Below are 13,461 nucleotides of genomic sequence, written 5' to 3'. Positions count from 1 at the left end.
GAACGGCGGGGGATCAACCCTGAGAGGAAATGGTGGTCAATAAGTTCGTCAGGCTGGCCAGTTGAGCCTCGCCAGCCGCTGTACGCTCCAGGATGAGTTTGGCGATTGCTGTGCGATTTTCCGGATTTCGCATCGATGGGGGTAGCGCGGCGACCGCGCCATCATAAAGTCTTCCCAAGACGGAAAGCTCCTCCGGATCGAACACCCCGGTGCATTGCTCCAACGTTTAGCTCCTTGTTTGTCATTGCGTCAGGGCGGCGCACGTGGTCAAGACGTTTGGCTGCGGTAGGGCCAAAAGAAGTCAGACCGGCGGCGCAGAGGGACGAAGACGCGATGTACTCCAGGGTGATGCGACAGGGCAACACGCATGGTCGCTTCGACAGCGCAAGAGATCATGGTCATATGCAATGATCGATGATCACCACGCTGACTCTGCGTGGTGGTAGGACCCCGAAGAAGCCGAATCGTCTCCGCTCATCGGGAGCCACTACTGATTCGGGGAGTTGACGACGACAGCCCCGTGCCGAACCTGCTATTTTGAGGCAGGTGCGCCCGGCGGCCGGGGTTGCACCGTAAAGGCTGGCTTGGCAGCGAGCGGGTCACTCCGTCCTTGTCGCTAAAACCAGCCAATAGTCTGAGCCGCCGCTCGCATGGTCGAGCCTAATGCCAACATGCGAAAGAGCTACACAACGTCATGATAGCCGTCCGCTGCGAGGATTGTTATCCGGCGACAATGAGTTCGAGCGAGGCGAGCCTGAACTGTATGCGTCGAGACATGCGTTGGGAGTTCGCAGAATTTGCGAACGTCCTTCGACAACGGCGAGACAGATCACGCGAAATCTCCAACAGTATCGGCTTGTTCCGAAGCGCAGATGATGGAGGGCTCTTGTGCAGCTGCCATGCGGTTAGCCTCCTGCAACAATATCTCTCGCATCCAGAGGCTTTCCGGGTCGCTGTTGTGAAGCACGGGCCATTGGACCGCCTCAGTGAAGGTGGGGAATGGCTGCGGAAGCTCGGCAATCCGAAGGGGCGTCGTTCTTTGGAAATGCTTCACGAGCCCTAATGGCATCGCCCCTATGCGGTTCGTGCCTACCAGCAGGGGCGGGATCATGCTGAAGCTCTGCACGAGAATGTCGATGCGCCGATTGAGGCCGAGATCGAGTAAAAAGGATTCCTCGACCGGCGTCTTGCGCGCACCGCCGAGCTTAACCGCAACGTGGCGCATCGACATATACCGTTCAAATGTAAGCCGCCGTTGTAGGTGACTGTTCGTGGGGCAGCCTACGCAGACGAGTCTCTCCTCGAATAGGGCCGCCCTGGGGTGCGCGCTGGACATGAATAATTCCGGCAGGATAACAAAATCGACTTCGCCGCGGCGCAGAAGCTCATCGTGCTCATCGGTGAGCGCCACCAGTTCGAAGCTGACGGCGGGTGCTTCTCGCGCGACGCGCTCCACGACATTTCGGAAGAATACGACTGTTATAAAATCAGAAAGGCCGATCCTGAATCGCCGGTTCGATCGAGCCGGGTCGAACACGTCGCGCGCGATAATGGAGAGCTCAATGTGCGTTAGAGCCTCGCGCACAGGAACCGCGAGTCCTTCCGCGCATGAGGTCGGGACAAGTTCCCGCCCCCTCATCCCAAACAGTTCATCACGGAAATAGGAGCGCAGCCGGGCAACGGCTGCGCTCATGGCCGGCTGACTAAGGTTAATTTTGCGGGCCGCTGCGGTGAGGTTGCGCTCGGTCATTAGAGCATCCAGCGCGACGAGAAGATTTAGATCCAGGCCTTTGAAACGCATGTCTTCTTATCCGGCACAAACGTGATTGCGGCGCATACAAACGAGCGACGCGGCGCGTCTGAAGCGGTCCTATGGGCTCGCCCGAATGGAGATCGGTTCCATCGCGCGATCGCGAAAAGACGCTCGCGAAATGACCGCAAGAATGCAGAGCAAGGCGGTAGGCCGACCAGCCACGGCCGGAAACCGTCAGGAGTCCCGAAGCTGATCAGTCTCGCCGCTTCCGGCGAGCCACCCGGTCAGTTCGTTAATGCAACCCGGTGTCGGGCCAGCGCCGTGAGTTCGCCAAAGCGCCCCGTCGACGGCTGCGTAGCCCAGCATCAGCCACGGCGGTCAACCTACAACCTGACGCAGTGTGCGGTTCAAGCGATTTTATCGGGGAAGCTAAACATTATTGTACTGGAGGAGGCGTGTTCTGCCGCGTAGTGCCGGGCCTCATCTGTTTGCAGTGCAAGCGCGTCAAACCACACCTGCGAGATCACCACGCTCACCACCCGGCAAGTCTTCGCAACCGATTGCCGACTCCCTGCGGCCTCTAGCAGCTTCGCCTCCGAGACGTTGAAATGATAAACCGGCCGAGCACATCGAAGGATTGAATAGCGTATCTGGAACGTGCCGAGCGGCTTGGTGACCCTAGCAGCGCCTGCGAGTTGGAGGCTCCTGATGCCCAGATGCCATGTTGGATGCCTCCTCCAGCAATATCCGCCTCATCCAGATGCTCGCCGGGTCGGTATTGTGGAACGCAGGCCACTGCACAGCCTCAGTGAATGTGGGCAGGGGAAGCGGTGGTTCGACGATCCGCAGTGGCATCCGCTTTTCAAAGTGTCTGGCGAGCCGTAACGGCATTGTGCCGATACGGCCCGTGTCTAACAATATCGGCGGAATCAGGCTAAAGCCCTGCACAACGACCTCAATGCGTCTCTTGAGGCCGTGCTCAAGCAAAAACCATTCCTCTAGGTTTGGCCTCAGCGCCCGTCCGAACTTGGCCGCAACGTGCCCCATCGAACTGTATTTCTCGAACGTAAGCTGCCGCGATAACTGCTTATTCGCGCGGCATCCCACACATACGAGGGTCTCGTCGAACAGCGTCGCCTTAGGGTGCGCGCTCGACATGAACAATTCCGGCAGAATGAGAAAGTCGACCTCGCCGCGGCGGAGCAGCTCATCGGGTTCATCGGAAAATGGCAGCAATTCGAAGCGCACCCCGGGAGCTTCCTGTGCCATACGGTCCACAATTCTGCGAAAAAAGACGATTGTCATGAAATCGGAGAGAATGACCCTGAAGCGTCGGCTCGACTGAGTCGGGTCGAAGGTGTCCCGTGATATGATCGAGAGTTGGATGTGCAGCAGGGCCTCGCGAACCGGACCTGCAAGCGTCTCTGCGCCAGGTGTAGGGACGAGCTCGCGACCTCTCATGGTGAATAGTTCATCGCGGAAATAGGTGCGCAGCCGCGCGATCGCAGCGCTCATAGCGGGCTGGCTCAGGTTAATTTTACGCGCCGCCGCTGTGAGGTTGCGCTCCGTCATCAGAGCATCGAGCGCAACGAGAAGATTTAGATCAAGTCCCTTGAACCGCATGTTGTGAGTCTATCCATCGTGTGGATGTGTTCTATCGAAACAATCGATTTTACCAAATCGCGGGATGTTGGATAGCAAACATCAGTTTGGAAAAGTAATCAGGCATACCACGATGACTGCTGGTCGTTCGCGCGGGCTCAGAGAAAAACTCCTGGACGTGCGAGCCCCCCGCCGCATCCGTTTCGAGGGCGGCTATGGCCGCGCCGTGCGAGCCGCGTCGCTTCTTCTCAGTGCCAAGCTCGCTCGATCGGACGCAAGGCGGATTCCGATAAACCTCCGTATGCGTATTTCATCCGTTTCCATACTGGAGGTTTACCCGCGTACACTTGAGAGCGCGTTCAGCCTCATTCTAGTGTCGCGAAATAGCGGCAGGCGCAGATTGCGGATGTCAAGCATTTCAGGCGAGCCTTCAAATGGCTTGCCTGTCCACCGCATTCAGGGCGTGTCGAAGATGTATAAATACCAGTTTGATCTGATGCCGCTTCGATGCGCCATCGATGAGGCCCGGCGCATCGATGGCGTGCCCTCAGACGTCAAAACGTCGACAGCGATGCTGGACGAGGCCGAAGAGCTCCATGGTGCAGACAGGTTCTGGCTAGTCCAATCGCCTCGTCGGCATCTTCCGGCATGTCTCGCGCAGCGCCTTGGCCGGATGACGAGCGCGAACCATGCGATCGCTTCGTCGCGAGCGAAAGTGCGAGGCGCGGAGCAGGTGAGGGGTGCCGGGCTACGACGGGGCATGGCAGTGCATTTCACTGTTGACCAGCGCTTCGGCGGGTAGCGAGTTCACGTGACCATCTCCGCTCTTAATTCCACTGGCGCAAGGAAGCCCGCCATGAACATTGCCGTATCCCGGACTGTGGAAGCTCCGTCTGCACGCGCTCAAGTGCAGTGGAGTCGTCGCTGGGAAAACGAATTGCAGCTCACCGATCATGCCGAACTCGCCGAGTTCTTTCGCAAGAGTTACGGGCCGACCGGTGCGTTCAATGCGCAGCCATTTGAGGGCAACCGAAGTTGGGCCGGGGCGAGGCCTGAGGTCCGCATTATCGGTTACGACGCACGTGGGGTAGCGGCTCACGTCGGGCTACTACGCCGCTTCATCAAGATTGGTGGGGTCGATCTACTCGTTGCCGAACTAGGGTTGTATGCGGTGCGTCCGGATCTCGAAGGCCTGGGCATCAGCCACGCAATGCGCGTGACGTATCCGATACTGCAGGAGCTTGGGGTTCCATTCGGCTTTGGTACGGTTCGGCCTGCGCTTGAGAAACATATGACCCGACTGGTCCAAAGGCAGGGGCTCGCCACCCTCATGTCTGGCATTCGCGTCCGCTCCACGCATGCGGATGTCTATCCCAATTTATCGCCGATCCGCATCGAAGACGTGATCGTGGTGGTTTTCCCGGTTGGACGCTCGATAAGCGAGTGGCCTGCCGGGACGATCATCGATCGGAACGGGCCTGAGCTGTGAAAGAGCTTGTACCCCTCTCTGCTGTCCGTTGCGACTACGCTGACGTGAGCGGAAGTCGCCCTGTCTATTTGACCTTTGACGATGGGCCAAATCCATTTTGCACGCCAGAGGTGCTCGATGTGCTGGCCAAACATCGGGTTCCGGCGACGTTCTTCGTGATCGGCGCGTACGCGGCCGATAACCCTGAACTCATCCGACGAATGATTGCAGAAGGGCACGAGGTTGCGAACCACACGATGACGCATCCGGATCTATCCAGATGCGGACCTGCGGAGGTACACGATGAAGTGCTGATGGCGAGTGAGGCGATCCGTTTGGCGTGCGCGCAGGCCTCGCCCAGGCACATGCGAGCACCTTACGGCATATGGACACAACAGGTGCTCGCTACGTCAGCGAGCGCTGGTCTCACAGCTGTGCACTGGTCGGTAGATCCGAGAGATTGGTCCCGCCCCGGGGTTGATAGAATTGTGAATTCAGTACTGGCGAGCGTTCGCCCGGGTGCAATTGTGCTCCTGCACGACGGATATCCTCCTGATGAGGAGAGGCTGTGCACAGCTGCCACGCTGCGTGATCAGACCACGATCGCGCTGTCTTATCTGATTCCGGCATTACAACGGCGCGGGTTTGTAATCCGTCCACTCCCTCAAATTCACTGAAAAAAACTGACACCCTATGGACCTGCTCGCTACAACCAGTGCTGTCGCCGTTTCGTCTTATGCGCTGCTCTCGACTATCTACAAGAGCGCGCAAGCGCTTTATGCCCAGCCGGCGATTACCTCATCGTTGCAGGACAACCTGGGACAATCCGAGGTGATCCTTCCCACTGTGGACGTCATAGTGCCGTGCTTCAACGAGGATCCAAACACGCTCGCCGAATGTCTGGAGTCCCTTGCAAGTCAAGACTACGCCGGAAAGCTACAGGTCTATGTGGTCGACGACGGATCTACAAATCGCGACGTTGTCGCCCCTGTACACAAGATCTATGCGAACGATCCGAGATTCAGCATCATCTTGCTGGCGAACAACGTTGGAAAGCGCAAGGCGCAGATCGCTGCAATACGCAGCTCATCCGGGGACCTTGTCCTCAACGTCGACTCCGATACGATACTTGCTGCTGACGTTGTGACGAAGCTTGTATTGAAGATGCATGACCCGGCAATCGGTGCGGCCATGGGTCAGTTAATAGCGAGCAATCGCAGCGAAACTTGGCTGACCAGGCTGATCGATATGGAATACTGGTTGGCGTGCAACGAAGAGCGGGCGGCACAGGCTCGTTTCGGTGCCGTCATGTGCTGCTGCGGCCCATGTGCCATGTATCGTCGCTCCGCGCTCGCCTTGCTTCTTGATCAATACGAGGCGCAATTCTTTCGTGGCAAGCCGAGCGATTTCGGCGAAGATCGCCATCTAACGATCCTCATGCTCAAGGCGGGGTTTCGAACCGAATACGTCGCGGACGCGATCGCAGCAACAGTCGTGCCGGACAGTCTTGGGCCATATCTGCGTCAGCAACTCCGCTGGGCGCGCAGTACCTTTCGGGACACGTTTCTTGCATTACGCCTACTACCGGAGCTCGATGGCTATCTGACGCTAGACGTTATCGGGCAAAATCTCGGCCCGTTGCTTCTCGCCCTTTCATCACTGGCGGCGCTCGCACAGCTCCTAATCGGCGGCTCTGTACCCTGGTGGACGGGATTGACGATTGCAGCAATGACAATGGTCCGGTGCAGTGTGGCAGCCCTTCGTGCTCGCGAACTGCGGTTTCTCGGCTTCTCGCTCCACACACCGATCAATATCTTTCTCTTACTTCCGTTGAAGGCCTATGCGCTTTTTACATTGAGCAACAGCGATTGGCTGTCGCGCAAGGTCGCCAATGTGCCGGCCGAAGGGAAAAAGCAGTCTGTCATCCTGCACCCGAACGATGGACGAAGTGCTGCAAGTATAGGGGGAATGTCTAGTACAATTCGTGAGGCGGGGTTATCGCACCGTCCATCGAGCCTGGTGGCGACGGAGAGTGTTTGCGGTCGCGATCGTTCGACTTCCTACAAATAGGTGGTTGGCTCATGACGCTGGAAACGAACCATCAGTTATTAGAGCGAGAGTTGGCTGTCGACGATCCATGGCGCCTCGAAGGCAGTTCGTTCGAGCAGGAGCGATACGCGCAAATGCTCCGGATGTCGCGTTGCAACGGAAATGTTTCGGATGCCCTCGAAGTAGGATGTGCAGCCGGTGCATTCACAGACATGCTGGCGCCGCTATGTGAGCGACTCACCGTCGTCGATGTCATGCCGCAGGCGATCGAGCGAGCGCGACTACGGACCAGGAAGTGGTCACATATCACGTGGGTGACCTGCGACATTCAGCGGTTCTCGACCACTGAGCAGTTCGATTTGATTGTCGTGGCTGAGGTTCTTTACTACCTCAGGGATATTGTCGAAATGCATGCGGCTATCCGCAACCTAGTGAGTATGCTTGCGCCGAATGGAACTCTGATTTTCGGGTCCGCACGTGATGCCACATGTCAGCGCTGGGGTCATGCTGCTGGTGCCGAAACGGTGATCGCCCTCTTCAATGAGAGCCTATCGGAGGTCGAGCGTCTGCACTGCCACACCGAGTCGGTCAACGAAGATTGCTTGATCGTTCGGTTCCGGAAGCCGGGTCACTCGTCAGAACAATCAAACGTCGGTCACTAGGCCAGGGGGGCGTATGCGCATCTGCGGCATCAAGTTAACACATGACGGGGCAATTGCTGTCGTCGAGGACGGGCGGCTTGTCTTTTGCACCGAGCAAGAGAAGCGCGGCAACAGTCCACGCTATCAATCCGTCGACAATCTCGATGCAGTCGTGCTCGCCTTGGCGGAGCATGGCCTGGATCCGAGGGACATCGATCAGTTTGTCATTGACGGCTGGGATGGGGAGATTGAGTCGCAGTTCCAGGTCCTAAGTGGAGCTGTGCCGATCGCGCTTAAAGGGGCGCCATATGTCGAGCGCCATGCTGAGGGCCTTCTTGATTCCGTCGACGGCTTTGGGCTTATCCTCGGCGGCAAGGTGTTTCCTTATATAAGCTACCCGCATGTTACGGGCCACGTCGCGTCAGCATATTGCACCAGTCCCTTTGCCAGCGCGGGAAAACCCGCTTTCTGTCTGGTATGGGACGGCTGCATCTTTCCACGTCTCTACTATGTCGAACCTCGGGGGGCACGGCTCATTGGGTCCCTGTTTCCGATGATCGGCCATGCCTATGCTGCCGCGGGCCTTCACTTCGGGCCTTACAGGCAGCCGAACTGCTCCGGTTGGGATTTGGGCATCGCCGGCAAGCTGATGGCCTACATCGCGCTTGGCTCTGTCGACGAGAGCATCGTGGCAGTGTTTCAGGAGCTCTATGAAAAGCGCTTCGCGGCCGACACGGAGCAGGCTCGGCGCTACCGCGCGGACATCAACAATGCGGAATCCTCTCTTGCAGCTATGCACGACTTCTTCGAGGCAAGCGCATTGCGCCTGACGGCCAAGCGAGCGGAGGACGTGCTTGCGTCGTTTCATGTGTTCCTGGAACGTCTTCTTGTCAAGGAAATCGCGATGGTTCTGCTGCGGCACTCGTCGCTTCCGGGAGCACGAAATCTATGTGTCGCCGGAGGTTGCGGTCTCAATATCAAGTGGAACAGCGCGCTTCGTGCGACGGGACTGTTCGACGATGTCTGGGTGCCGCCGTTTCCGAACGACAGCGGCTCGGCCATCGGCGCTGCTTGCGGTGCGATGGCGGCGCAAAATGGCTTCGGGCCATTGGAATGGTCAGTCTACAGTGGTCCGTCCCTGCAGGACAGCGAGCTTCCGCCGGACTGGGAGGCCGCGCCGTGCAGTCTGCGTGAACTTGCGGCGATTCTCGCCGACAACAAGCCGATTATCTTCCTTTCCGGGCGCGCGGAGCTGGGGCCGCGGGCGTTGGGCGGCAGAAGCATTCTTGCAGCCCCGTCCTCCCCTGCAATGAAGGATCATCTCAACGACATTAAGCGTCGCGAGCACTTCCGACCGGTGGCGCCGATTTGTCTGGAGGATCGGGCCCCAGAGATCTTCAGCCCAGGTACACCAGATCCTTACATGCTGTTCGATCATCAGACCCGGGCGGAATGGCGCGACAAGATCCCCGCTGTCGTCCATCTGGACGGTTCGGCTCGGCTGCAGACAATCTCCCGCAACTCTCCGCACAAAATCGCCGAGCTTCTCGTCGAATTTGAACAACTCACCGGCATTCCGCTGCTCTGTAATACGAGTGCCAACCTCCACGGACGTGGATTCTTCCCCGATGCTGCCGCGGCCTGCCAGTGGGGACGCGTTGAGCATGTGTGGTGCGACGGCCTGCTCTGGACCAAAACGGTCGTAAAGAAGCCATCGTCGGCGGAGCGACTTCTGTCAGCCTGAGAGTGACCATGTCCACCGTAGCAATCGACCTTGCCGGCGTAAGAAAATCATTTGGCGACAAAGCCATCGTCAATGAGCTGTCGTTCTCGGTTGCGCGCGGAGAATGCTTTGGCCTTCTCGGGCCGAATGGAGCTGGCAAGAGCACAATTACACGCATGCTGCTCGGCATGATCTCGCCGGACGCAGGCAAGATTACGGTCCTCAATGAGCCTGTGCCTGCACGCGCTCGTGTCGCACGTGTGCGTATCGGCGTGGTGCCACAATTCGATAATCTTGAACTCGAGTTCACCGTACGAGAGAATCTGCTCGTGTTTGGCCGCTACTTCGGCATGAGCGCTCGCAATATCAAGGCGGTCGCCCCCTCGCTGCTCGAGTTTGCACGCCTCGAAAGCAAGGCGGACACGCGCGTTGCCGAGCTGTCCGGTGGCATGAAACGGCGGCTGACGCTGGCGCGGGCGCTAATCAATGACCCGCATCTGCTCGTGATGGACGAGCCGACGACTGGTTTGGATCCGCATGCCCGTCACCTGATTTGGGAGCGTTTGCGAGTTCTGCTTGGGCGGGGCAAGACGATTCTCTTGACCACTCACTTCATGGAAGAGGCCGAACGCCTGTGCGATCGGCTGTGTGTCCTCGAGCATGGACGCAAGATCGCCGAAGGCAAGCCAGACGCCCTGATCGATGAGCATATTGGCTGCAACGTCGTTGAAATCTATGGGGAGGATCCACATCAGCTCTGCGAACTGGTCAGGCCGTATGCTCGGCACATCGAAGTGAGTGGAGAGACTCTCTTCTGTTATGCGCCACATCCGGAGCAGGTACGCGTGAAACTGCGAGGGCGAGCGGGCCTTCGTATTCTGCAGCGCCCGCCGAATCTCGAAGACGTGTTTTTGCGGCTCACCGGGCGCGAGATGGAGAAGTGAGCGATGGGTGAAAGCTATGCGGCGGTAATGCCCGCTAACGCGTACAACTGGATCGCGGTGTGGCGTCGGAACTTTCTAGCATGGAAGAAAGCCGCACTTGCATCGATTCTCGGCAATCTCGCAGATCCTATAACCAATCTGCTTGGCCTCGGCTTTGGCCTTGGGCTTATCGTGGGGCGCGTTGAGGGGACGTCGTACATCGCGTTTCTGGCGGCGGGCATGGTCGCGACCAGTGCCATGACGTCTGCGACCTTTGAAACCATGTATGCAGCCTTTGCGCGCATGGATGCAAAGCGCACCTGGGAAGCGATCCTCTCTACTCAGCTCACGCTCGGCGATATCGTTCTGGGTGAACTGGTGTGGGCGGCCAGTAAGTCCGTTCTGGCGGGAACAGCGATCGGGATCGTCGCTGCCACGCTGGGTTATGCATCCTGGCCATCCATTCTGTATGCGATGCCAACAATCGCCCTTACTGGCCTTGTCTTCGCCAGCCTGGCGATGGTCGTCATATCTCTTGCGCCAAGTTACGATTACTTCGTGTTTTACCAGACACTTATCCTCACTCCTATGGTGTTTCTGTGTGGCGCGGTCTTTCCGATGAGCCAACTGCCCGGCTCATTTCAGCACTTCGCCGGCTTGTTGCCGCTCGCACATTCGGTCGACCTTATTCGCCCGGCGATGCTTGAGCGCGGCGCCGACAGTGTTGCCCTCCACGTCGGTGCGCTTTGCGTTTACGCGGTATTGCCCTTTTTCGTGTCGACAGCACTTTTTCGGCGCCGCCTGCTTCGTTGACGTGAGTTGAGCGATAACGGAGAAAGTCAAATCGATGCAGGCTCACCATGCTTTCTGCGGTAGCTCGGGAAGACCTGGTCTGTCGCGGCAGTTGCTGAATGGCCTTACGAGCGCCGCGATCGAGCCAGGTCTACGGCCGCCTGTTCAGTCGATTGGTGCGGACGCCAGCACCGTTATTTTCTGAGCGCCTGTCGCTAGCCGCCGAGACGGATTGTGGAAGATCCTGGTTGTCCTGTCTGGCCCGTGCAGCCGACGGAGCGTGACTGTACAGATAGATGGAACGGCAGTTGGCCTTCCCGTCATCATCGAATGGAGAATGAGATGTTGTGCCTGGGAATTAGTGGCGGTCTTGACCGAATCTATGAAAGCTCGCCGGAGCTGCCGAATACATTTCTTCACGATGGCGCTGCGGTCCTTGTGCGCGATGGACGCGTGATCGCCGCTGTCGAAGAGGAACGCCTCAATCGCGTCAAGCACTCCAACAAGCTCCCGAGCAATTCGATCCGATACTGCCTTTCCACCGCAGGAGTTGAGCTCGGCGAGATTGACCGTATCGCGTTCTACGCGACTGAAGCCTACTGCAATACCATGCTCGAGCGTCTTTCTGTTTCTCAGCCCGTTCCGCTGGACGCCAAACTGTTGCTGCGGCAGCTGCTGGCACGGGAGTTCGGCGCCGAGATCGATCCGTCCCGGCTTTCCTTCGTGAATCACCACGAGGCGCATGCCGTGAGCGCGTTTGCCATGTCTGGGTTCGAGCAAAGTCTCATTTTTACGATCGACGGCGGGGGCGATTTTCTCTCAGGCTTATTGGCGGTGGGGTCTGGCGCCGAAATTACGCAACTTGCAACCTTCCCGGAACATAACTCCCTGGGACTGTTCTATCTCGAGACGATCCGGTATCTCGGCTACGGGTTATTCGACGAGTACAAAGTGATGGGGCTTGCCCCGTACGGTGATCCCGCTCCCTATCGCGAGCTCTTCGCGCGGTTCTACGAGTTGTTGGACAACGGTGGCTATCGCGTTCATTTGGATCGAATCGGTCCGGCCCTAGTCCGCAACATCGAGGTTCGGCGAAAAGGAATGCCATTCACCCAACAGCATCGAGATGTCAGCGCTTCGCTGCAGGAAGCGCTGGAGCGGATCGTGTTTCACGTCCTGCGCCACTATCGCGAAGCGACGGGTATAACTCGCTTGTGCCTGGCTGGGGGTGTAGCCCATAATTGCACGCTGAACGGTAAGCTGCTTTATTCCGGGCTATTTGACGACATCTTTGTTCAACCCGCGGCGCACGACGCCGGTTGCGCACTCGGCGCTGCATTGATGATGTCAAACGAGCTGGGCAGGCCAGCGCCGCGCGAGCGACTGCCGGACGTTTATTGGGGGCCCGATCTCGGGACCGAGCAAGCCGTAGAGCATGAGCTCAACGCATGGTCAGGCCACCTCGACATTCAACGAAGTGATGACATAGCATCCAGTGCGGCAGAATGGATGGCAAATGGCGCTGTAATCGGCTGGGTTCAGGGCCGCTCTGAGTTCGGCCCACGTGCGCTTGGTAACCGCAGCATTCTTGCGGATCCGCGGCCTGCGGAAAACAAGCACCGCATCAACGCGATGGTCAAGAAGCGCGAGGGCTATCGCCCGTTTGCGCCATCTGTACTGGAGGAGGATGCGAGCGAGTTCTTTGAGCTCCCGGACGGCGCGCGGCAGCTCCCCTTCATGAACTTCGTGGTTCGTGTGCGTGAAGCCAAGCGTAAGGTGCTCGGTGCGATCACGCACGTTGATGGGACCGCTCGGCTGCAGACAGTATCGCGCAAGACAAACCCCACCTATTGGGATGTAATTAATGCGTTCAAGCGGCGAACCGGCATCCCGGTTCTTCTAAATACGTCATTTAACAACAATGCCGAGCCGATCGTGGAGTCCGTTTCAGATGCGATCACCACGTTCTTGACGACTGACCTGGACGGACTTGTTGTTGGGCCGTTCCTCGTCAGGAAGCGGGCAGCATCACTGCAGGATTGGAGTGCACTGGGCGTTTCATTGCCGCCGTATGCATCCCTTCATCGCGTTCGCTCCCAGACGGGGCCAGATCGTCAGGAAACGGTCTGCGAGATCCGCACGGGACATTCCGGCCGCGACAGGATGCGTATATCATATGAGCTTTTCGAGATCTTGATGCGGATCGAGGGCGAGACGTCGCTCGGCTCGCTTCTCGACGCAACCATGCTGGGCCAGGGCAAGCGTGAGGATCTCGTGAAGGAATTGCGGCTCGTGTGGGAGCTGCGGGGCGTTCGCCTGCATCCGCCGCGCGCTTGCGGCCGCAATAAACTGCAAAGCGAAACATAGCCGGAGCTCAGAGCATGGCCATGCTTATGCCTGCATGTGAGGAGGCCAGGCCATCCGACGCACAGCGGTCATCGGCGATCCGACTGAAATCGGCGCGCCGACGCAACACCGCTGAAGAAAGACAGAAAGTGGTGAGAGAACGC

General features: G+C 58.3%; 12 protein-coding genes. 9 read left to right on the top strand and 3 right to left on the bottom strand.

All coding sequences use genetic code 11. The annotated features are described in order from the left end of the window. Positions 1-13: 13 nt before the first annotated feature. The 3 genes from P6U29_RS32575 to nodD1 all read right to left on the bottom strand — a co-directional run bounded on the left by P6U29_RS32575 (position 14) and on the right by nodD1 (position 3,376). Entirely contained in the window at positions 14-223 is a 210-nt protein-coding gene (locus P6U29_RS32575) for a hypothetical protein (RefSeq protein WP_407114411.1), read from the bottom strand. Positions 224-829: 606 nt separating this feature from the next. Further along, positions 830-1,801, bottom strand: coding sequence for a transcriptional regulator NodD2 (gene nodD2 / locus P6U29_RS32570; protein ID WP_407114410.1), 972 nt, complete (start codon positions 1,799-1,801; stop codon positions 830-832). Between the two features lie 630 nt (positions 1,802-2,431). Continuing rightward, entirely contained in the window at positions 2,432-3,376 is a 945-nt protein-coding gene (nodD1, locus tag P6U29_RS32565) for a transcriptional regulator NodD1 (protein ID WP_407114409.1), read from the bottom strand. Positions 3,377-3,761: 385 nt separating this feature from the next. Between nodD1 and P6U29_RS32560 the strand changes: the two genes are divergently transcribed. From P6U29_RS32560 to P6U29_RS32520, 9 genes are all read left to right on the top strand, one after another. Then, positions 3,762-4,157: a hypothetical protein gene (locus P6U29_RS32560; RefSeq protein ID WP_407114408.1), complete on the top strand. Its 396-nt coding sequence runs from the start codon at positions 3,762-3,764 to the stop codon at positions 4,155-4,157. 54 nt (positions 4,158-4,211) lie between these two features. Continuing rightward, on the top strand, positions 4,212-4,844 hold the full coding sequence (locus P6U29_RS32555; protein ID WP_407114407.1) for a NodA family N-acyltransferase: 633 nt from the start codon (positions 4,212-4,214) through the stop codon (positions 4,842-4,844). After that, positions 4,841-5,500, top strand: a complete 660-nt coding sequence (nodB, locus tag P6U29_RS32550) for a chitooligosaccharide deacetylase NodB (protein ID WP_407114406.1) — start codon at positions 4,841-4,843, stop codon at positions 5,498-5,500. Before P6U29_RS32555 ends, nodB begins: the two co-directional genes overlap by 4 nt. A gap of 16 nt (positions 5,501-5,516) precedes the next feature. Next, positions 5,517-6,893: a chitooligosaccharide synthase NodC gene (gene nodC / locus P6U29_RS32545; protein ID WP_407114405.1), complete on the top strand. Its 1,377-nt coding sequence runs from the start codon at positions 5,517-5,519 to the stop codon at positions 6,891-6,893. Between the two features lie 11 nt (positions 6,894-6,904). Next, on the top strand, positions 6,905-7,534 hold the full coding sequence (gene nodS, locus P6U29_RS32540) for a nodulation methyltransferase NodS (protein WP_407114404.1): 630 nt from the start codon (positions 6,905-6,907) through the stop codon (positions 7,532-7,534). Between the two features lie 13 nt (positions 7,535-7,547). Beyond that, positions 7,548-9,257: a nodulation protein NodU gene (nodU, locus tag P6U29_RS32535; protein ID WP_407114403.1), complete on the top strand. Its 1,710-nt coding sequence runs from the start codon at positions 7,548-7,550 to the stop codon at positions 9,255-9,257. Positions 9,258-9,265: 8 nt separating this feature from the next. Beyond that, the gene (gene nodI, locus P6U29_RS32530; protein WP_407114402.1) at positions 9,266-10,180 is read left to right on the top strand and encodes a nodulation factor ABC transporter ATP-binding protein NodI; all 915 of its coding nucleotides are present in this window, start codon (positions 9,266-9,268) and stop codon (positions 10,178-10,180) included. Positions 10,181-10,183: 3 nt separating this feature from the next. Further along, entirely contained in the window at positions 10,184-10,972 is a 789-nt protein-coding gene (locus P6U29_RS32525; RefSeq protein WP_407114401.1) for an ABC transporter permease, read from the top strand. A gap of 321 nt (positions 10,973-11,293) precedes the next feature. Further along, entirely contained in the window at positions 11,294-13,318 is a 2,025-nt protein-coding gene (locus P6U29_RS32520) for a carbamoyltransferase (protein WP_407114400.1), read from the top strand. Positions 13,319-13,461 lie beyond the last annotated feature (143 nt).

Origin of the sequence: Bradyrhizobium sp. LMG 9283, assembly GCF_045571415.1 — a bacterium.
Lineage (GTDB): Bacteria > Pseudomonadota > Alphaproteobacteria > Rhizobiales > Xanthobacteraceae > Bradyrhizobium.
Note: the sequence above shows the minus strand (reverse complement) of the source record. Positions and strands in the feature narration are given on the sequence as shown.